Here is a 19,452-nt window from a genome sequence, read left to right on the forward strand (position 1 = left end):
GATTCCCTTCCTCCGCATGCGGGCATTGCGCCCCTTAACGGGTGGAACGTGCCCGAGCGCGGATGCGGCGCGCATGCCCCTCACCCCGACGCTTGCCCGCATGCGGGAGAGGGGCGGACCCATGCAACCGCGGGTTCGGGCCGGTCAGGCCCGCGCATGCCGGACTGGCGTCATCGGGCGTCGGGTTGATCGCGATCAGTGCCGTTGACGGCAGGGCCGGTACCCTACGCGTCCGAACCACAGGAAACCGGACACATGCAGGTGGACATCGCGATCGTCGGCGCGGGCCCGGCGGGGTTGTGCTTCGCGCGGTCGCTGGCCGGCAGCGGCCTGCGCGTGGCCGTGCTCGAACGCCAGCCGCATGCGTCGATCGCCGCGCCCGCGTTCGACGGCCGCGAGATCGCGCTGACCCACGCCTCGCGGCGCATCCTCGACGACCTCGGGCTGTGGGCGCGGATCGACCCGGAGCAGATCTCCGACCTGCGCGACGCCCGCATCATCGACGGCGACGCGACCGACGGGCTGACCATCACCGCCGGCGACGGACGCCGCGACCAGCTCGGCTGGCTGGTGCCCAACCACCTGATCCGGCAGGCCGCGTTCGACACGGTCGACGGGCTCGACGACGTCGAGCTGCTGTGCGGCGTCGGCGTATCCGGCATCGTGCATCGCAGCGGTGGCGTCGACGTCATGCTGCAGGATGGCCGCACCCTCGGCGCGCGCCTGCTGGTCGCCGCCGACAGCCGGTTTTCCGAGGTGCGGCGCATGCTCGGCATCGGCGCGCGTTCGCGCGATTTCGGCAAGCGCATGCTGGTGTGCCGGGTCGCGCACGAGAAGCCCCACGCCCACGTCGCCTGGGAATGGTTCGACTACGGCCAGACGCTGGCGCTGCTGCCGCTCAACGGCCACCGCGCTTCGGTCGTGCTGACCCTGCCGCCGCAGCAGATGCGCGAGGTCGAGGCGCTGGACGATGCGGCCTTCGCCGCCGACATGCAGCGCCGTTTCCGGGATCGTCTCGGCACCATGACGACGATCGGCACGCGCCACGTCTATCCGCTGGTCGGCGTGTTCGCCGACCGCTTCGTCGCCGGGCGCGCCGCGCTGATCGGCGATGCCGCGGTCGGCATGCACCCGGTCACCGCGCACGGCTTCAACCTCGGCCTGCAGGGCCAGGCGCGGCTGGCCGCGGAGATCCGCGAGGCCGCGGCGGCCGGCCGGGACATCGCCGGCGAGCGCATGCTGCGCCGCTACGACCGCGCCCATCGCAGCGCCGCCTGGCCGCTGTTCGCCGCGACCGGACTCGTCGCCAGCCTCTATACCGACGACCGCCCCTCGGCGCGCCTGCTGCGCACCGCGACGCTGCGCATCGCCAACCGGCTGGCGCCGTTCCGGCGCGCGATCGCCGCGCACCTGACCCAGGGCGGGGCGGCGAAGTAGCCTGCGACCTGCGGTATGAGCGGCCCCTGGCCGCGAACGCTTTTGTGGCCGGCCATCCGGCGGCCTCCCGCCGGCCATCGCTGACGCGATGTCGAAAAACCGTTCCAGACGGTTTTTCAGGGCGTCCCGGTAGACGCATCGCGGCCAGGGGCCGCTGCTGCACGGCGACGGGGCGCACGTCCCGGCATCCGGGGACCGCTCACGCCATCGCCAGCTGCCGCGGCAGCGCCCCTTCCAGCGCCAGCAGGAATTCCTTGGTCGGCAATCCGCCACCGAAGCCGGTCAGCGTGCCGTCCGCGCCGATGACGCGATGGCAGGGCACGACGATCGACAGTGGGTTGCGGCCGTTGGCGGCACCCACCGCGCGCACCGCGGTCGGCCGGCCGATCATCGCCGCCAGCGCGGCATAGCTCGCGGTCGCGCCATACGGAATGCGGGTCAGCGCGTCCCAGACCTGCCGCTGGAAGGGCGTGCCGGCCGCGGCCAGCGGCAATTCGAAACGGCGTCTGCTGCCGGCGAAATACTCGCCGAGCTGGCGCTCGGCCGCGTCCAGGACCGCGTGGTCGCCTTCGCACCAGTCGTCGCCGCGCGCGACGGGATGGCGATGGACCTCGAACTCGACCGCGTGCAGGCCCGCGCCGGACGCGGCCAGGAACAACGGCCCGACCGGACTGTCGATGGTGCGGGTGCGCACCGGCGGAAGGGAATGTCGGCTCATGGCTTGGTGCTCCGTCGTGGACGCGCCGTGGCGGCGGCGCGCGGTTGCGTTGTGCGGCCGGCGGCAGGTCCCGGCGATGCCAGTGCGGCCTCGCGCCACAGGTGCAGCACGGCATAGCCGCGCCAGGGGCGCCAGGCCTCGGCATGCGCGCGCAGGGCCCGGGCCGTCAGCCGGGTGGCCCCCGCCGTCGCGGGGGCGGGCCTGGCCGGCAGGGCCTTCTGCAGCACCAGGTCTTCGGCCGGGAACGCGTCCGGGTGGCCGAGCGCGCGCAGCGCGATGTATTGCGCGGTCCAGGGGCCGACGCCGGGCAGCGCGATCCAGTCGGCCACGAATGCGTCCAGCGTCCGTTCGCTGCGGAAGTCCACGCGCCCTTCGAGCAGCGCGCGGGCGATGCCGTGGATCGTCCGGATGCGCGCGCCGACCAGGCCGAGGCCGTCGAAGTCGCCGTCGGCCAGCGCTTCCGGGCTTGGGAACAGGTGGGTCAGGCCCAGCGCCGCGAACGTGTCCGGCAACGGTGTGCCGAAGCGCTGCGACAGGCGCGCGGTCAGCGTGCGCGCCGCGGCGACGCTGACCTGCTGGCCGATGACCGCGCGCACCGCGATCTCGAAACCGTCCCAGCCGCTGGGCAGGCGCAGGCCGGGGCGCCGGCGCAGCAGCGGTGCGAGCCGCGCGTCCCGGGCCAGGTGCGCGGCGATCGCGCCGGGGTCGGCGTCGAGGTCGAACATCCGCCGCACGCGCTGCACGGTGTCCTGCATCCGCGTCGGCGGGCAGCCGTGCAGTTCCAGCCGCAGCGCATGCGGCGCGGGCTCGCCGCGGCTGGCCGGCCAGGCGCTGACGTGCAGCCAGCCGGGCGATCGCGCATCGCCGATGACGCGCCGGTAGCCGTGCGTGTCGACGACCTCCACGCCCGGCAGTGCGCGGCCGCGCAGGAAATCCAGCATGGCCGCGAAATCGTAGGGCGGACGATAGGCCAGCCGCAGCGTCAGGCTGTCGCCGGCCGCCGCCCGCGGCCGTTGGCGCAGCATGCGCGGCGGCATGCCGTAGGCCTGCTGGAATACCGCGTTGAAGCGCCGCAGGCTGTTGAACCCGGCCGCCATCGCGACCTCAGTGACCGGCAGCGCGGTCTCGCTCAGCAGCTGCTTGGCGAACAGCAGGCGTCGCGTGCCGTGCACGGCCACCGGCGCGGCGCCGAGGCGTTCGACGAACAGGCGGCGCAGCTGGCGCTCGCCCAGATGCACGCGTTCGGCCAGCGCCGCCAGCGGCGCTTCGTTCAACGCGCCCTGGTCGATCAGCTTCAATGCGCGCGCCACCAGGTCGTCGCCGCGATGCCAGCTGCCGTCGGCCGGCGACAGTTCCGGCCGGCAGCGCAGGCATGGCCGGAAACCCGCGGTCTCCGCGGCGGCCGCGTTGGGGTAGTACACGACGTTCGACGGTTTCGGCGGCGGCGCCGGGCACACCGGCCGGCAGTAGATGCCGGTCGTCAGCACCGCGGTGAAGAACAGCCCGTCGAAGCGCGGGTCGCGGCTCAGGCGTGCCTGTTCGCAGACGGCGGGATCGGGCAGGGCAGGTGGCGACGGCATGGACGCAGGCTAGCACCGGGCGCCGGCGCCGACTGGCCATGTTCGGACATCAATGTCCGGGTGGGGGATGCGGGCTTGCGCCCCTCGTTACGGGAGAGCAACTGGGGCCAGGGGCCCAGGCTCAGCGCGCCGCATCACCGCGCAGCGCCGGCAGCAACGTTGCCGGGTCGCCGTCGTTGTCGGCCGCGGGCACGCCGAGCAGCCGCGCCAGCAGCGGGTACACGTCGACGTTGTCGAAGCCCGGCAGCGTCACGCCGCGCCGGAATGAGGGGCCGCGGGCGATGAAGATCGCGCGCATCGACGGCAGGTCCGGGTCGTAGCCGTGCGAACCGCGCGTACGCACCGGACGCCGCGCCAGGTATTCGGCCGGGATCGCGTCCCAGCCTTCGCGCATCTGGCAGACGATCGGCGGCACGCGCGGATGGCGGCCGTAGTGCAGGCGTTCGGGAATCGCGTCGCGCCGCCAGCAGGTATAGCGGTCGTGCCCGCCGAGCAGGCGCGCCTCGACCACCGCCTCGAATCCCGGATTCGGCGCTACGCCGACGACCTGGCCGGCCGAGACGATGCGCGCTTCCGCCATCGAGACCATCTCTTCGACCGTCATCACCCGGTCGGCGGCGACTTCGGCCATGCCGTGGTCGGAGACGACCACGATGTCGATCCGGTCCGCCAGCCCGCGTGCGTCCAGGCCGTCGAGCAGGCGTCCCAGCGCCGCGTCGACATCGCGCATCGCCTGCCGCAGTTCGGGCGAATGCGGGCCGAAGTCGTGGCCCGCGGCATCGGGCTGCTCGAAGTACAGCGTGGCCAGCCGCGGCCGGGTCGCGTCGGGTTCGGACAGCCAGCCGAGCACGGTGTCGACCCGCGACGCGAGGCTGCGCGAAGCGTCGAACGGGAACCAGTGCGTCGGCCGCACGCCGCGCACCGGCGCCTCGCTGCCGGGCCAGGCCAGGGTCGCGGTGCGCAGCCCGGCGTTCTCGGCGGTCACCCAGATCGGCTCGCCGTCGTTCCACCAGTCGCCATTGCCGACCGCGTCGCGGTCCGAGAGGCGGAAGTCGCCGAGCGTGGCGTCGGTCATCGCGTTGTGGACGATGCCGTGGCGGTCCGGGCGCAGCCCGGTCACGAGCGTGTAGTGGTTGGGGAACGTCAGCGTCGGGTACGAGGGGCGCATCCATTCGGCATGCACGCCCTCGCGCATCAGTCGATGCAGGTTGGGGGTGTCGTCTTCGCTGACGAATGCGGGATTGACGCCGTCCAGCGACACCAGCAGCAGGCTGGCGGCGGACGCATGTGCAGGTGCGGCCGTGTCGGCGGATGGGGAGGTGTCGCGGGGGGCGGGCGCGGTGCTGGCGCAGGCGGCCAGCCACAGCAGCGGGAGCAGCGCGAGCGCGCGCAGACGGGACATTCCAGGCATCCGGCCATGATACCGGCGCCGGATGACGCTTTGTCGTCGGCGGGACGCCGCGGCCTGTCGCGAACGGGGGTTGCCGGGCCGGGCCTGAACTTCCGCGGACATTCAGCTTCCCGCCACGCCATCCTCCGGTCGGTGGCGTATTGTGGATGGCAATCCAGTGATCGCATCCGGGAGGTGCCCAGATGAGCAGCAAATGGTGGTTGGCCGCGCTTGTCGCAGGTCTCGCATTCGCGACGGTGGCGCCCGCCGCGCAGGCCCAGGAAGAAGAGGAAGAGCAGGCGGTCCGTGGCCGCTCCGAGCGCGCCAGTCCCTCGGACCGGTTCTGCATCCGCGACACCGGCTCCCGCGTGGTGGCCGCGCGCAACGCGCGCGGCAAGCGCGCGGAACAGGAGTGCGTGACCGGCGGTGGCCGCGTCTACACGCGCGAGGACATCGAGCGCACCGGTTCCGCCGACGTCAAGGACGCGCTGCGCCGGCTGGACCCGTCGGTGTTCTGAGCGGGCAGCGTGATGCCGGAACGGCGCTGCGGCGCTGCGCCCGGAAACACGGCAGGGCGTGTCCGACCGGGCACGCCCTGTCCTTTTTTCCGGCCTGCGCGGGCGCCGTCCGGAAGCGCAGTCCGATGCCTGTGGTCTCCATCCGCGCGGTCATCGCCGAAGCGGTCGCCGTCCCGATTCGTTGGTCGCATTCTCAGCAGTCGTCGGCCTGTCCGGCCGCGTAGCGCAGTCCGCGCAGCAGATGCGCGCGGAAGACCGGGTCGTCGTACAGCGCCGGATCATGGCCCAGGCCGGTGTACCAGGCGCGGCCGCCGGCATTGCGGTGGCACCAGGCGATCGGATGATCGTCTCCCATGCCGCCTCGCGGATGGCTGGCGGGGTCGATCGAGGCGACGACCCGCACGTCGGGGCGCGGATTGCGGCGGTAATCGTAGATCTCGTCGGTGACGGCCCACGCGCGCGTCCCGGATGGGCCCGGTCCGACCTCGAACACGACCCGTACCGGCTGCAGTCCTTCGGGATGCCGCGCGAACCACGCGCCGACCAGTTCGCCGTACCACGGCCACGCGTAGCCGCTGTCGGCGGCCGCGTGCACGCCGACGAAGCCGCCGCCCGTGGCGACGTAGCGTTCGAACGCCGCCTGCTGCGCCGCGCCCAGCACTTCGCCGGTGACGTTGGCGAACACCACCGCCCGATAGCGCGCCAGCACGGCGTCGTCGAACCGCGTGGCATCCTCGCTCGCGTCGACGGCGAAACCCGCGTCCGCGCCGATCGCGCGCAGGGTCTCGACCGCGACCGGGATCGAATCATGGCGGAAGCCGGCGGTACGGCTGAAGACCAGGATGCGCGGCGCTGCGGCCGAGGCGTCCGGCGACGCCGTCGGCACTGCCGGCGCACGATCGCCGTCGCCCGCGCAGGCGACGGTAGCGGCGAGCAGCCACGGGGCAAGGCAGCGGCGGACGAGATGCATGCGCTGAGCATAGCCAGCGTGGCGGTCGCCACGTCACGCCGCAGTGCGTCAGGGGGCGGCGTGGCGGCCGCTGCGCCGCATGGCGGCGGTCGCAGCAGGCGGACGGATTGCTCTCAGCCTTTCAGATCTTGAAATCGTCGTACGCCACCCTGTCCGCCGCAATGCCCATCGCGGCCAGCATGCGCCGGGTGGCAGCGAGCATCGCGGGCGGACCGCACAGGTAGAAATCGCAGGCCTGCAGCGCGGGATGCGCCTCCAGCAGTCCACGCGCGGCGGCCTCGTGAACCAGGCCATGAAGCGCGCCGCATCCGTCCGCCCGCCCGCTTTCGTCCGGCACCGTTTCCGACAGCACCAGGTGCCAGTGGAAGTTCGCATGCGCCGTCGCCAGCCGCCGCATCTCCTCGACGAACGGCGCATCGCGCAGGCTGCGCGCGCCGTACCAGAAGTGGATGGGTTCTTCGGCGCCGCGGTCGAGCAGGTCCCGGATCATCGCCCGCAACGGCGCCATGCCGGCGCCGCCGCCGATGAACACTTTTTCGCGGCCACCGGGCTGCAATGCGAAATCGCCGAACGGCCCGCTGTAGCGCACGCGGTCGCCGGGGCGCAGCGCGTACAGCCACGACGAGCCCTTGCCCGGCGGATGCCTGCGGCCGCGGCCCCCGCCCGGCGTGAAGCGCACCAGCAGGCGCAGCCGGCCGTCGTCCGCCGCGGGCGCCAGCGACAGCGAGTACGCGCGCCGCGCCGGCTCGCGGTTGCGCAGCGTCGGCGGCAGCGCCAGCGCGTCGCGGTCGCCGTGGTGCGCCTCGGGCCAGACCAGCGCATCGGCCGGCAGTTCGTAGGCGGGAATGTGCAGCTGCAGGTAGGCACCGGGCTGGTAATCGGGCCCGGCCGGCATCTCCGGCCGCAGCACGAATTCGCGCAGCAGCGGCGTGATCGCCTCCACGTGTTCCACGGTCGCGGTGGCGGCGGTCCACAGTGCCGCGCCGCCTGCGACCTCGATCTCGGCATCCCCGCGCAGCGGCAGGCCGCAGGCGAGCCGATGGCCGACGCGCAGCCGGGTGTCCGGCAGGTGCGCGCGATCGGCGGCGCTCGGTGCGGGCGCGCGGCCGCGCACGCGGACTTCGCACAGCCCGCAGCTCTGGCCGCCGCCGCAGTTGGACGGCAGTTGCAGCCCGCTGCGCGCGAGCGCGACATAGGCGGTGTCGCCCGCGGCCGCGGTGACCGTGCGCAGGCGCTCGCCGTTGGGCGCGAACACCGCCAGCGACCGCGCCGGCCGCCAGCGCCGCGGCACGAACTCGCCGACGCGGAAGCTCGCCACTAGCAGCCAGATCCCGCTCAGCGCCATCCACAGGCCGCCGAACCCGGCCGTCACCACCAGCGGATTGTTGAAATCGCTGCGGCCGGTGTAGTCCATGATGTGCAGCATCCAGAAGATGTCGAACAGCCGCCACGTCCGGTTGCGGTGGACCAGTACCTCGCCGGTCTCGGCGGACAGGTACGCGGTGGTGTCGTCGGCATCGTCGAAATCCACCCGCCACACCGCGCCGGGGTGGCTGCGCGTTTCCAGTGTGCGTTCGACCAGTCGCGGCGTGCCTGCGCGGCCGGGCCCGGTGTAGGACGCTTCCGCCAGCCGCAGTACCCGCGCCGGATCGGGCGTCAGCGGCGCGCCGCTGCGCGCGTCCACCAGGCGCGTGCCGGCGTCGTCGACGATGCGGTAAACCGGCGTCCCGCCGAGCCAGGCCGAGGACACGCCGCCGACCGGGCCCGATGCGGCCGCTGCCGCGAGCACCGCTTCGGCCGGCAATGCGTCCTGCGGCCACGCCGCGGGCCCGGCCGGATGCGCGCGCCAGGTATGGCCCTGCACGCGGTCGTGGTCGAGCCAGCCCATCATCAGCCCGCTGGCCATCCACAGCACGAACTGGATCGCGACCAGCAGCCCGACCCACCTGTGCAGCCTGCGCAGCCAGGGCGTCATGCCGGCGTCCTCCGGCGGAAGCTGTAGAACAGCAGCCATACCCCGCTCAGCGCGAACAGCAGCCCGGCGATCGAGGCCACCCGGAACAGCGTGTTGTTGACGTCGCTGCGGGTGTCGTAATCCATGATGTGCAACATCCAAAGGAAGTCGAACCAGCGCCACAGGCTGTGGCGGCGCGCCAGCAGTTCGCCGGTGTCGGGCGACAGGTACAGTGTGGTCGCGCCGCGGTCGTCGAAATGCACCGCCCACATCGGCACCGGCCGCGTGGCGACTTCCTTCGGTGCCACGGTCACCCATTCGGTGCGCGCCACCCCGGCCTCGCCCTGGTACAGCGCGCGCGCCAGTGCGATCGCGTCGGCCTCGGGCAGCGGGGTCAGCCGTTCGCCGCTGTGGGCGTCGGCCAGCAGCGTGCCCTCGGCGGTGCGCAGCTCGAACACGTCGCGCCCGAGCAGGCGCTTGAGCGCGACGCCGCGGGTCCCGGGATAGCGCGCCAGCAGCGCATCCTGTTCCAGGTACGGGGCCTGGCGTGCCAGCGGCTCGCGGTGCGCGTGGGCGAGGTGGTCGCCGTGGATGATGTCGAGCGAGATCACCGTCATGTAGACGCCGCTGACCATCCACAGCAGCGCCTGCACACCGACGACCAGCCCGATCCATTTGTGGGCGCGACGCGCCCAGAACGCAGGTTTCATGCGAATCCCCGAAACGATGTTGGACAGGCAAGGGGCCGGCGCGATGCGGCCGGCCCCGTCCGCGTCACCAGCGATAGGTCAGCTTCGCGTTCCAGCGGCGGCCGAGCAGGTCGTAGGTCATCGTGTCGGTGTTGGCGTCGGTGTAGCTCTGGATGAAGGGCGCCTGCTTGTCGAACAGGTTGTCCACGCCCAGGGCGAGGTCGAACGCCCGGCTCACCGCGTACTGCAGCTGCAGGTTGTGGTAGGTCAGGCTGCCGGCATGGTCGCCGATGTCGCCGGGCGCGGCGTTGATGTCGTCGGCCCTGCCGATGTACTGCACGCTCCACGACCCCGACCACGGCCCCTGCGCCAGCACCAGCGAGCCGAACGAACGCCACTTGGCGAAGCTGCCGCGGCCGCCGGTGATCTTGCCGGCGTACTCGATGGTGCTGCCGCCCGGGAACGGGGTCAGGTCGTAGCGGTCCAGGTAGGAGACGTCGAGGTTGACCGTCGCGTCCAGGCCGCCGGCCGCGAACTCGTACAGTAGCCCCAGGTCGATGCCCGAGATGCGTTCGCTGGCCGCGTTGACCGGCTGCGACGACAGGAAGTCGAGTTCGCCGGTGACCGGGTTGCGGGTGAAGTTGCTGGCGCTGCAGAACGGATGCGACAGGCCGTCGCTGTTGTAGCAGAGCGACAGCTTGGTGGAGCCGGCCACGCTCTGGATCGCGTTCTCGATGCGGATGTCGAACCAGTCCGCGGTGAAGGTCAGCCCCGGCGCGAACGCCGGCGTCCACACCGCGCCGACGGTGAAGGTCTTCGCGTCCTCCGGCTGCAGCTCGATGTTGCCGCCGGTGCGGGTCAGCACGGTGTTGCCGAGCTGGGTGTAGCCGGCCGGCACGCCGTCGGCCTGGCAGTTGCGGTAGATGTTCGACGTCGTCGGCTGCGCGCTCCAGCCGCTGCACGGGTCGGTGGTGGTGAGGTTGCCCTCGCTGACGCCGCCGAACAGCTCCGGGATGTTGGGGATGCGGAACGCGGTGGCGTAGGTCGCGCGCATCTTGAACGCGGATGTCGCCTGCCAGTCGAGGCCCAGCTTGTAGTTGGTGTCGCCGCCGAACAGGTCGTAGTCGGAATAGCGCACCGCGCCGTTGAAGGTCAGCGTGTCCGCGAGCGCGCGTCCTTCCAGCAGCGGCACCGAGACCTCGGCGAACACCTCGCGCACGTCGTACTCGCCGTCGATGCGCTGCGCGGCATTGCTGTTGGCGATGCCCTGCTGGGTCAGGATGTCGGGATCGCGCCAGCCGCGGTCGGTGCGCAGTTCGATGCCCGTGGCGAAGCCCACCCAGCCTGCCGGCAGCTCGAACAGCTGGCCGTCGAGATTGGCGGTGAAGCTGCGCTGCGAGTTGCCGCCGGTGTCGCGGGTAGTGAACATGATGTAGTCCAGCACCGCGGGCGTCAGGTCGCCGTAGCCCAGGTAGTCGCCGCAGGGGATCGCCGCGCCCGGCGCGTTGCTGCAAACGCCGGTGTCGAGCGTCTGCGCGACGCGGTCGAGGTTGGCGACGTTGGTCGAGCCGTCGGTGCCGGTGTTGCGGCCGTAGTTGATCGCCGCGCTCCAGTGCCAGGTCTCGCCGAAGCGGCCGTCGAGCCCGGCGACCACGCGCCAGGTGTCGGTGTCCTGGTAGAACTCGCGCGCGCCGGCTTCCTCCAGCCGCCGGCGCACCAGCGTCAGGTCCTGGCCGGTCGGGTTGGTGGGATGGTCGGCGGCGATGTGGATCGGCCGGTACTGCCCGACCGAGCCCGGCGTGGCCAGCTGGTTGGAACGGCGGTTGGTGAACATCAGTTCGGTGAACAGGCCGACGTCGTCGCCGAGCGCCAGGTCGCCGAACACGCTGAAGCTGGTGCGCTTGATCGGATTGACCGCGTTGAGCATCGGGTTGCCGTTGTAGTTGTGGATGCTCGAGTAGGGGGCGTAGGCGTCACCGTCGCCGCCGGGGACCTGGTTGAAGTTCACCATGCTGCCGTCGGCCAGCAGCGCGCGGCCGCCGATCGTCGCGGAACTGCCGACGCACTGCAGCGCCCCGTTCACCTCGCCCAGCCCGCAGGGCGCGCGGCTGGCCATGTTGACCGCCTTGCTCTCGGAGTGGCTGAGCGAGGCGGTCAGCGAGCCGCGCTCGCCGGTCGTGCCCCAGACCAGGCTGGCGGCGCTGTCGGCGCCGTCGCCCTCGAAGGTCTCGCCGTAGCGCAGGCCCAGTTCCGCGCCGTCGAACCCGCGCCTGGTGATGATGTTGACCACGCCGGCGACGGCGTCGGCGCCGTAGATCGCCGACGCGCCGTCCTTGAGGACCTCGATGCGCTCGATGATCGCGACCGGGATGACGTTGAGGTCGACCGAGCTGTTGGCGCCGGTGCCGCCGTTGACGATGCGGCGGCCGTTGAGCAGCACCAGCGTGCGGTTGATGCCGATGCCGCGCAGGTTGACCTGGGTGGTGCCGTAGCCGTTGCCGGTCCAGTAGGCGTTGGTCTGGTTGCCGGCGAAGCCGGCCGAAGCGGGCAGGCGCTGCAGCAGCGTTTCCACCGAGGTGGCGCCCGAGCGGGCGATGGTGTCCGCGTCGACGACGCTGACCGGGCCGACGCCGCTGAGCTGGGCGCCCTTGATGTGGCTGCCGGTGACGGTCACCGCGTCGAGCGTGGTGGCGGCGGACGTGTCGTCGGACGATGCGGACTGCGCGGCGGCGGGGCCGGCGGCCAGCAGAGCGCTGATCGCCAGGGCGAGATGGTGGCGGGGAAAAGACATGGGGAATCCTCCGGAAAGGCGGCTGGAATCGATCTGGCGCGAAGGACGCAGGCCCGGCGCAGCGCGTGGCTGCGTGGCGGCAACGTCGAGGAAGCGACGCGGATCAGCCGATCGGAGGTCGGAAGATGGTCTGGATGCCCGTCTGCGGGGAATGGATCTCCACGTGGGCGGGAGCGGCGGCACGCAGCGCGTCGTGTGCCGCGAACGGGATGCACACGCTGATCGTGCCGGCGGGATAGCTGCATTCGCAGGCACAGCCGGCGGCCATGCCGGCACCGCAGGTGCAGTGGCGGTCACCGTGGTCGTGGGCATCCGGCGACGGGTCGCCGGTGGCCGGCAGGATGTCCTGCGCCGCGGTTTCGTGTGCGTGCCCGCCTTGCCCGGCATGCCTGTGCGCCGCGCCGTCGTGCGCCGATGCGCCGGTGTCCAGCGTCATGTGCGCGGACGCCCACAGCGACGTGCTCGCGTTGAGGCAGAGCAGCACGCTGAGGAGCAGTCGGAGCAGGAAGGGCTTGGGGGTCATTCGGTTGCCGGGTCGATATTTGTATATACCAACGCGAACGACAGATAGCATGCGTTCATCGGCGGTGTCAACGAAACCTTCACACGCCGTCCTGCCCGGCTTCGGTGATCGGCGATTCGCTGGCCACCAGTTCGTAGCGCCCGCCGAGGAACAGCTGGCGCACGTGGGTCACGCATTCGCTGCCGCGCCAGGTCTGGCGTTCGAGCGCCAGGCACGCGGTGCCGGTCGCGACCTGCAGGTGGCCGGCCTGGTCCGCGTCCGCGGCGACAGCCCCGATCCGGTGGCGCGCGCGGGTCCACGGGATCGAGTGCAGCAGCCAGCTGCCGGGCGCCGATGCCGAGAAGTCCAGCGTCATCGCCTCGGGCACCGTGTCGGGGTTCAGCAGGCGGGTTTCCAGCGCGAACGGCTGCCCGTCGGCCAGGTGCACGCCGCGCAGTTCCAGCACGCGTCCGTCGCTGCCGGCCAGTTCCATCTCGTGCGCGAGGCGCCGGCGCGCGGCGCGACGGCGGCGCGACAGCAGTTCGAAGCGGTAGGCATGGCCGCGTTGCGCGACCTCCAGCGGAATGTCGGGGATCTGCAGCGCGACCGACTCGATCTGCGGATCGGGCGCGCGCACGAAACTGCCGGCCTTGCGCCGCCTGACGATCAGGCGGTTCTCGCTGAGCATCGTCAGCGCGCGGTTGACGGTCATCCGCGAACAGCCGTAGAGGTCCATGAGTTCGCGCTCGGGCGGTACCCGGTGGCCCGGCGGCCACTCGCCGCTGCGGATCCGGTGTTCGATGTCGGCGCGGATGCGCTGGTTCAGCGGCGTCGGGTCGTTCGAATCCATGTGCGGCGTGCTCCTGTCCGTTGAACGACATCTGGACGACGGCGGGTTGCCGCCATATTGTATAGACATAACTAGCACAGGAATCGCCATTGAGCACTTCGACGATCCTCCTCCGGCCCGGCCTCGTGTCCCTGGCGCAATGGCGCGCGGTGCTCGGCGGGACGCCGGTCGCGCTTGATCCGGCCACCCGGGAAGGCGTCGCGCGCGGCGCGGACGCCGTCGCCGCGATCGTCCTGCGCGGCGATCCGGTGTACGGCATCAATACCGGGTTCGGGAAACTCGCCAGCGTCCGCATCGGCGACGGCGACCTGGCCCTGCTCCAGCGCAACATCGTGCTCTCCCACGCGGCCGGCGTCGGCGACCCGATGCCGCTGCCGCAGGTGCGGCTGATGCTCGCGCTGAAGCTGGCCAGCCTGGCGCAGGGCGCGTCGGGCATCCGTCCCGCGACGCTGGTGCTGCTCGAATCGATGCTGCGGCTGGACGTGCTGCCGGTGGTGCCGGCGCAGGGGTCGGTCGGCGCCTCGGGCGACCTGGCGCCGCTGGCGCACATGGCGGCGGCGATGATCGGCGTGGGCGAGGCGGTGCATCGCGGCGAGCGCATGCCCGCCGCCGATGCGCTGCGCCGGGCCGGGCTGGAACCGGTGACGCTGGCCGCCAAGGAAGGGCTGGCGCTGCTCAACGGCACCCAGTTCTCCACCGCGTGCGCGCTCGCCGGCCTGTTCGCCATCGAGGACGTGTTCCGGGCCGCGCTGGTGTCGGGCGCGCTGTCCACCGAGGCCGCGCGCGGCACCGACACGCCGTTCGACCCGCGCATCCATGCGCTGCGCCGGCATCGCGGGCAGCGCGAGGTGGCCGCGGCGTTGCGCGCGCTGATGCACGGCTCGGCGATCCGCGCCTCGCATCGCGACGACGACCCGCGCGTGCAGGATCCCTACTGCCTGCGTTGCCAGCCGCAGGTGATGGGGGCCGCGCTCGACGTCATGCGCCAGGCCGCGTCGACGCTGGCCGACGAGGCCAATGGCGTGTCGGACAATCCGCTGGTGTTCGCGGACACCGGCGAGGTGCTGTCGGGCGGCAATTTCCACGCCGAACCCGTCGCCTTCGCCGCCGACATGCTGGCGATGGCCGTCTGCGAGATCGGCTCGCTGTCGGAGCGGCGCACCGCGATGCTGGTCGACGCCAGCCTGTCGGGCCTGCCCGCGTTCCTCACGTCCGACGCGGGGCTCAACTCGGGTTTCATGATCCCGCAGGTGACCGCCGCCGCGCTGGTCTCCGAGAACAAGCAGCAGGCCTATCCCGCCAGCGTCGATTCCATTCCCACGTCGGCCAACCAGGAAGACCACGTGTCGATGGCGGCGCACGGTGCGCGTCGGCTCTCGCGCATGGCGGCCAATGCCGCCGGGGTGGTCGGCATCGAGCTGCTGGCCGCCGCGCAGGGCTGCGACTTCCATGCGCCGCTGCGCTCCAGCACGGCGCTGGAAGCGGTGCGCGCGCGCATCCGCGACGTGGTGCCGGCGATGCGCGAGGACCGCTACCTCCATCCCGACCTGCGCGCGGCGACGTCGCTCGTGCAGGGCGGCGCCATCGCCGCGGCCGCCGGCGATGGCCTGCCGGGCCTCGACCCCTGAAGATTGCCGATCCGCGCGCCGCCGCGGCTCTCCACCCGTGAACAGGAATTCGCCATGAACCGACACGACCCGTCCCGCCGGATCCGCGCCCCGCGCGGCAGCACGCTGCGCTGCCGCTCGTGGCTGACCGAGGCGCCGCTGCGCATGCTGATGAACAACCTCGACCCCGAGGTCGCCGAGCGGCCGGAGGACCTGGTGGTCTACGGCGGCATCGGCCGCGCCGCGCGCGACTGGGACTGCTTCGACGCGATCGTCGGGTCGCTGGAGGCCCTCGGCGACGACGAGACGCTGCTGGTGCAGTCGGGCAAGCCGGTCGGCGTGTTCCGCACCCATGCCGACGCCCCGCGCGTGCTGATCGCCAACTCCAACCTGGTGCCGCACTGGGCGACGTGGGAGCACTTCAACGCGCTCGATCGCAAGGGCCTGATGATGTACGGCCAGATGACCGCCGGCAGCTGGATCTACATCGGCAGCCAGGGCATCGTGCAGGGCACCTACGAGACCTTCGTCGAGATGGGCCGCCAGCACTACGGCGGCGACCTGACCGGCAGGTGGATCCTCACCGCCGGGCTCGGCGGCATGGGCGGCGCGCAGCCGCTGGCCGCGTCGCTGGCCGGTGCCTGCAGCCTCAACATCGAGTGCCAGCAGAGCCGCATCGATTTCCGGCTCAAGACCCGCTACGTCGACGAGCAGGCCGACGACCTCGACGACGCGCTCGCCCGCATCGCGAAGTACACCGCGGCCGGCGAGGCGAAGTCCATCGCGCTGCTCGGCAATGCCGCCGAGGTGTTGCCCGAGCTGGTGAAGCGCGGCGTGCGCCCGGACGCCGTCACCGACCAGACCAGCGCCCACGACCCGGTGCACGGCTACCTGCCGATCGGCTGGAGCGTCGAGCAGTGGCTGGCCGAACAGGACGCGAACCCCGACAAGGTGCGCGACGCCGCCAAGCGGTCGATGCGCGTGCACGTGGAAGCCATGCTGGCCTTCCATGCGCAGGGCGTCCCGACCGTCGACTACGGCAACAACATCCGCCAGATGGCCTTCGACGAAGGGCTGCAGAACGCGTTCGACTTCCCCGGCTTCGTGCCCGCCTACGTGCGCCCGCTGTTCTGCCGCGGCATCGGCCCGTTCCGCTGGGTCGCGCTGTCGGGCGATCCCGAGGACATCTACCGGACCGACGCCAAGGTCAAGGAACTGATCCCGGACGACGCCCACCTGCACCGCTGGCTCGACATGGCGCGCGAGCGCATCGCCTTCCAGGGCCTGCCCGCGCGCATCTGCTGGGTGGGCCTGGGCCTGCGCGACAAGCTGGGCCTGGCCTTCAACGAGATGGTGCGGAGCGGCGAACTCAAGGCCCCGGTGGTCATCGGCCGCGACCATCTGGACTCCGGCAGCGTCGCCTCGCCCAACCGCGAGACCGAGGCCATGGCCGACGGCAGCGACGCGGTCAGCGACTGGCCGCTGCTCAACGCCATGCTCAACGTCGCCGGCGGCGCCACCTGGGTCAGCCTGCATCACGGCGGCGGCGTCGGCATGGGCTACTCGCAGCATTCGGGCGTGGTCATCGTCTGCGACGGAAGCGAGGAAGCCGACAAGCGCATCGCCCGTGTGCTGTGGAACGACCCCGCGACCGGCGTGATGCGGCACGCGGATGCCGGCTACGACATCGCCAAGGACTGCGCGAGGGAGCGGGGGGTGCGGTTGCCGATGGGGTGAGAGGCCGAGAGTCATTCGCCCGCTGACCATGATCGCCGCCAAACGCCCGTGGTGGCTGCGGATCATCGCGCCGATCCCGTAGGTCGGCCCCATGCGGCCGACGTGCGTGATGGCTGGATTCACGAGGTGTCGGGGGCGTTGCCCCGACCTACGATCTGCGGTCATTTGGCTCGCCAAACTCCCTTGGTTTCCGCCCAGCGCGCCTTGCCACGGACGTCTGGCGACGGTCTCGCCAGGCGTTCTGTTTACTCTCAAGCTCTGTACCGGTTGCGGCCTGGACGCCGCCGGCAGCGCCCGGGCCGGCACGGATCACGTCTTCGCGTCCCGCAGTGGCGCATCATTGACGCCATCTCCGGGCAAGCTGCCCGGCGTCCGGATACCTGCAGGAAGATCGCGATGCCCCACTTCGACCTCACGCCCCCCACTGCCGACCAGCGCGCCGCGCTCGAAGCCGGCCTGTCCGCCGACGAGCGCCGCGTGCTGCTGCAGCACGGGACAGAGGCGCCGTTCTGCGGCGTGTTCCTCGACAACAAGCGCGAGGGCACGTACTGCTGCCGGCTGTGCGGGCTGCCGCTGTTCTGCTCCAGCGCGAAGTTCGATTCGGGCACGGGCTGGCCGAGCTTCTTCGCGCCGTACGATGCGTCGCACATCCGCCGCATCCGCGACACCAGCCACGGCATGATCCGGGTCGAGGAGGTGTGCGCGCGCTGCGGCAGCCACCTGGGACACGTGTTCCCGGACGGCCCGCCGCCGACGTTCGAACGGCACTGCCTGAACTCGGTCGCACTGTCGTTCGTCGGCGAAGGCGAGGCCTTGCCCGATCCGCTGCGCCGCGGCGGCGCCGAGGCGGGGCCGGCGTAGGGCGTCATCCCGCTCCACGTGTCCGCGCGCCATGTGCGGCTTCATCCGGACTTCGAGCGAGCCTCGGGCGCGCTTCCCGGTGCAGTGGCCTCCACGGCGGCAGTCCTATACTCGATGCGTTCCGTCCCCACAGAAGCCCCATGACCTCTGCAACGACCCCCACCTCGGCCGGGCCGGCCAGCCTGCGCCGCTCGGTGTCCAATACCCTCAAGGGTTCCGCCGGCAACCTGGTCGAGTGGTACGACGTCTACGTCTACTCGGTGTTCGCGATCTACTTCGAGTCGCAGTTCTTCTCCCCCGAAGACAAGAACGCGACGCTCTACGTCTGGGGCATCTTCGCGGTCACCTTCCTGATGCGGCCGCTCGGGGCGTGGTACTTCGGCCGCTTCGCCGACCGCTACGGCCGGCGGCTGGCGCTGACGATCTCGGTGACGCTGATGGCGACGTGCTCGTTCGTGATCGCGATCGCGCCGACCAACGCGACGATCGGCGTCGGCGCCCCACTGATCCTGCTGCTGGCGCGGCTGGTGCAGGGCTTCGCGACCGGCGGCGAGTACGGCACCAGCGCGACCTACATGTCCGAGGCGGCGATTCCCGGTCGCCGCGGGTTCCTGTCGTCGTTCCACTACGTGACGCTGGTCGGCGGGCATGTGCTGGCGCAGCTGACGCTGCTGCTGATGCTGCAGTTCCTCGACATCGGGCAGATCTCCGAATGGGGCTGGCGCGTGGCGTTCGGCATCGGCGGCGTCGCGGCGATCGTGGTGTTCTGGCTGCGCCGGACGATGGACGAATCGCTGGAGTCGACGTCGATCGAGGCGGCCAGGACCGGCGGCGCGCGCGATTCCGGTTCGCTGCGCGAGCTGTTCGTGCGCCAGTGGCGGCCGCTGCTGCTGTGTTTCATGATCACCGCGGGCGGCACGGTCGCGTTCTACACCTATTCGGTCAACGGGCCGAAGATGATCCAGACCGCCTTCGCCGGCGGCGACGTGATGACCGGCACGATGATCAACCTGGCGCTGCTGACGTTCCTGATGGTGCTGCAGCCGGTCGGCGGCTGGCTGTCGGACATCGTCGGCCGCAAGAGCCTGCTGGTGTTCTTCGGCATCGGTGGCGTGCTCTACACCTGGTTCCTGATCACGGCGCTGCCGCAGCAGACCCAGTGGTGGTCGGCGTTCGCGATCCTCGCGGTCGGGTTCGTGATCCTGACCGGCTACACGTCGATCAACGCCGTGGTCAAGGCGGAACTGTTCCCGACCCACATCCGCGCGCTCGGCGTCGGGCTGGGCTATGCGCTGGCCAACTCCGCCTTCGGCGGCACCGCGCCGCTGTTGTACCAGGCGGCGCTAGCCGGCGACCACGTGGGCGCGTTCATCGGCTACGTGACGACGATCATCGCGATCTCGCTGCTGGTCTACATCTTCTTCCTCAGGAACAAGGGCGCGAACTGGCTCGACGACGAGAGGGCGATGCGGGAGCGGCGCGCGGCCAGGCGGTAGGCCGCCCGCCCGCATCGGCGCGGTGAGCGGCCTCGTGGCGGACAGCCGCCGCGCTGCCGGGCTTGACCGCGATCCGACAGCGCGTCTGCTGCAATCCCGGCACGGAAGATGGATGGAGAGGGCCATGCCCCAGCATTTCAAGGTCGGCGACCACGTCGGCTGGAACTCGGAAGCCGGAAAGGTCAGCGGGCGGATCATCGCCGTGCACACGCGCGACACGCTGTACAAGGGCTACGTCCATCACTGCAGCGAGGCCGATCCGCAGTACGAGATCCGGAGCGACCGCAGCGACCACGTCGCCCTGCACAAGGGAGCGGCACTGCACCGGATCGACTGAGCCGCCCGCCCCTGC

General features: G+C 71.5%; 16 protein-coding genes. 7 read left to right on the plus strand and 9 right to left on the minus strand.

Annotation, left to right across the window (positions count from 1 at the left end; genetic code table 11):
• The first annotated feature begins 255 nt into the window (after window positions 1-255).
• Window positions 256-1,437 carry a 5-demethoxyubiquinol-8 5-hydroxylase UbiM gene (ubiM, locus tag LDO26_RS08470; RefSeq protein ID WP_232130655.1) on the plus strand — a complete coding sequence of 394 codons (1,182 nt, stop codon included), beginning with the start codon at window positions 256-258 and terminating at the stop codon, window positions 1,435-1,437.
• A gap of 199 nt (window positions 1,438-1,636) precedes the next feature.
• Here the strand turns inward: ubiM and LDO26_RS08475 are convergent, their stop codons facing one another.
• The 3 genes from LDO26_RS08475 to LDO26_RS08485 form a co-directional block, all read right to left on the minus strand.
• Window positions 1,637-2,155 carry a methylated-DNA--[protein]-cysteine S-methyltransferase gene (locus LDO26_RS08475; protein ID WP_232130656.1) on the minus strand — a complete coding sequence of 173 codons (519 nt, stop codon included), beginning with the start codon at window positions 2,153-2,155 and terminating at the stop codon, window positions 1,637-1,639.
• Entirely contained in the window at window positions 2,152-3,735 is a 1,584-nt protein-coding gene (locus LDO26_RS08480) for a DNA-3-methyladenine glycosylase 2 (RefSeq protein WP_232130657.1), read from the minus strand. The genes LDO26_RS08475 and LDO26_RS08480 overlap by 4 nt, the downstream gene beginning before the upstream one ends.
• A gap of 121 nt (window positions 3,736-3,856) precedes the next feature.
• Window positions 3,857-5,137, minus strand: coding sequence for an alkaline phosphatase family protein (locus tag LDO26_RS08485; RefSeq protein ID WP_232130658.1), 1,281 nt, complete (start codon window positions 5,135-5,137; stop codon window positions 3,857-3,859).
• Between the two features lie 191 nt (window positions 5,138-5,328).
• Between LDO26_RS08485 and LDO26_RS08490 the strand changes: the two genes are divergently transcribed.
• The gene (locus LDO26_RS08490; RefSeq protein ID WP_232130659.1) at window positions 5,329-5,643 is read left to right on the plus strand and encodes a hypothetical protein; all 315 of its coding nucleotides are present in this window, start codon (window positions 5,329-5,331) and stop codon (window positions 5,641-5,643) included.
• Window positions 5,644-5,836: 193 nt separating this feature from the next.
• Here LDO26_RS08490 and LDO26_RS08495 read toward each other — a convergent pair whose 3' ends face one another.
• The 6 genes from LDO26_RS08495 to hutC form a co-directional block, all read right to left on the minus strand.
• Complete coding sequence (locus LDO26_RS08495) at window positions 5,837-6,613, minus strand: ThuA domain-containing protein (RefSeq protein ID WP_232130660.1); 777 nt, start codon at window positions 6,611-6,613, stop codon at window positions 5,837-5,839.
• A 121-nt stretch (window positions 6,614-6,734) separates the two neighbouring features.
• Window positions 6,735-8,588: an NADH:ubiquinone reductase (Na(+)-transporting) subunit F gene (locus tag LDO26_RS08500; protein WP_232130661.1), complete on the minus strand. Its 1,854-nt coding sequence runs from the start codon at window positions 8,586-8,588 to the stop codon at window positions 6,735-6,737.
• Entirely contained in the window at window positions 8,585-9,277 is a 693-nt protein-coding gene (locus tag LDO26_RS08505; protein WP_232130662.1) for a PepSY domain-containing protein, read from the minus strand. Before LDO26_RS08505 ends, LDO26_RS08500 begins: the two co-directional genes overlap by 4 nt.
• Window positions 9,278-9,341: 64 nt before the next feature.
• A complete protein-coding gene (locus tag LDO26_RS08510) occupies window positions 9,342-12,047 on the minus strand; it encodes a TonB-dependent receptor domain-containing protein (protein ID WP_232130663.1) in 2,706 nt (901 codons plus the stop codon).
• A 103-nt stretch (window positions 12,048-12,150) separates the two neighbouring features.
• On the minus strand, window positions 12,151-12,570 hold the full coding sequence (locus LDO26_RS08515) for a CopL family metal-binding regulatory protein (RefSeq protein WP_232130664.1): 420 nt from the start codon (window positions 12,568-12,570) through the stop codon (window positions 12,151-12,153).
• Window positions 12,571-12,649: 79 nt separating this feature from the next.
• The gene (gene hutC / locus LDO26_RS08520) at window positions 12,650-13,399 is read right to left on the minus strand and encodes a histidine utilization transcriptional repressor HutC (RefSeq protein ID WP_232130665.1); all 750 of its coding nucleotides are present in this window, start codon (window positions 13,397-13,399) and stop codon (window positions 12,650-12,652) included.
• An 89-nt stretch (window positions 13,400-13,488) separates the two neighbouring features.
• On the opposite strand from hutC, the gene hutH reads away from it, so the two are divergent.
• The 5 genes from hutH to LDO26_RS08545 all read left to right on the plus strand — a co-directional run bounded on the left by hutH (window position 13,489) and on the right by LDO26_RS08545 (window position 19,437).
• Window positions 13,489-15,027: a histidine ammonia-lyase gene (gene hutH, locus LDO26_RS08525; protein WP_232130666.1), complete on the plus strand. Its 1,539-nt coding sequence runs from the start codon at window positions 13,489-13,491 to the stop codon at window positions 15,025-15,027.
• 54 nt (window positions 15,028-15,081) lie between these two features.
• Entirely contained in the window at window positions 15,082-16,743 is a 1,662-nt protein-coding gene (gene hutU, locus LDO26_RS08530) for a urocanate hydratase (RefSeq protein WP_232130667.1), read from the plus strand.
• Window positions 16,744-17,139: 396 nt separating this feature from the next.
• On the plus strand, window positions 17,140-17,604 hold the full coding sequence (gene msrB / locus LDO26_RS08535; protein WP_232130668.1) for a peptide-methionine (R)-S-oxide reductase MsrB: 465 nt from the start codon (window positions 17,140-17,142) through the stop codon (window positions 17,602-17,604).
• 140 nt (window positions 17,605-17,744) lie between these two features.
• A complete protein-coding gene (locus LDO26_RS08540; RefSeq protein ID WP_232130669.1) occupies window positions 17,745-19,100 on the plus strand; it encodes an MFS transporter in 1,356 nt (451 codons plus the stop codon).
• Between the two features lie 124 nt (window positions 19,101-19,224).
• Complete coding sequence (locus LDO26_RS08545; RefSeq protein WP_232130670.1) at window positions 19,225-19,437, plus strand: hypervirulence associated TUDOR domain-containing protein; 213 nt, start codon at window positions 19,225-19,227, stop codon at window positions 19,435-19,437.
• Window positions 19,438-19,452: the final 15 nt, after the last annotated feature.

This window comes from Proluteimonas luteida, assembly GCF_021191695.1.
In the GTDB taxonomy this organism is placed as follows: Bacteria; Pseudomonadota; Gammaproteobacteria; order Xanthomonadales; family Xanthomonadaceae; genus Luteimonas; species Luteimonas luteida.

Excerpts from the sequence above, each read along its gene's own strand:
- ubiM (WP_232130655.1), top strand. The coding sequence starts at position 256 with ATGCAGGTGGACATCGCGATCGTCGGCGCGGGCCCGGCGGGGTTGTGC.
- LDO26_RS08475 (WP_232130656.1), bottom strand. The coding sequence starts at position 2,155 with ATGAGCCGACATTCCCTTCCGCCGGTGCGCACCCGCACCATCGACAGT.
- LDO26_RS08480 (WP_232130657.1), bottom strand. The coding sequence starts at position 3,735 with ATGCCGTCGCCACCTGCCCTGCCCGATCCCGCCGTCTGCGAACAGGCA.
- LDO26_RS08485 (WP_232130658.1), bottom strand. The coding sequence starts at position 5,137 with ATGTCCCGTCTGCGCGCGCTCGCGCTGCTCCCGCTGCTGTGGCTGGCC.
- LDO26_RS08490 (WP_232130659.1), top strand. The coding sequence starts at position 5,329 with ATGAGCAGCAAATGGTGGTTGGCCGCGCTTGTCGCAGGTCTCGCATTC.
- LDO26_RS08495 (WP_232130660.1), bottom strand. The coding sequence starts at position 6,613 with ATGCATCTCGTCCGCCGCTGCCTTGCCCCGTGGCTGCTCGCCGCTACC.
- LDO26_RS08500 (WP_232130661.1), bottom strand. The coding sequence starts at position 8,588 with ATGACGCCCTGGCTGCGCAGGCTGCACAGGTGGGTCGGGCTGCTGGTC.
- LDO26_RS08505 (WP_232130662.1), bottom strand. The coding sequence starts at position 9,277 with ATGAAACCTGCGTTCTGGGCGCGTCGCGCCCACAAATGGATCGGGCTG.
- LDO26_RS08510 (WP_232130663.1), bottom strand. The coding sequence starts at position 12,047 with ATGTCTTTTCCCCGCCACCATCTCGCCCTGGCGATCAGCGCTCTGCTG.
- LDO26_RS08515 (WP_232130664.1), bottom strand. The coding sequence starts at position 12,570 with ATGACCCCCAAGCCCTTCCTGCTCCGACTGCTCCTCAGCGTGCTGCTC.
- hutC (WP_232130665.1), bottom strand. The coding sequence starts at position 13,399 with ATGGATTCGAACGACCCGACGCCGCTGAACCAGCGCATCCGCGCCGAC.
- hutU (WP_232130667.1), top strand. The coding sequence starts at position 15,082 with ATGAACCGACACGACCCGTCCCGCCGGATCCGCGCCCCGCGCGGCAGC.
- msrB (WP_232130668.1), top strand. The coding sequence starts at position 17,140 with ATGCCCCACTTCGACCTCACGCCCCCCACTGCCGACCAGCGCGCCGCG.
- LDO26_RS08540 (WP_232130669.1), top strand. The coding sequence starts at position 17,745 with ATGACCTCTGCAACGACCCCCACCTCGGCCGGGCCGGCCAGCCTGCGC.
- LDO26_RS08545 (WP_232130670.1), top strand. The coding sequence starts at position 19,225 with ATGCCCCAGCATTTCAAGGTCGGCGACCACGTCGGCTGGAACTCGGAA.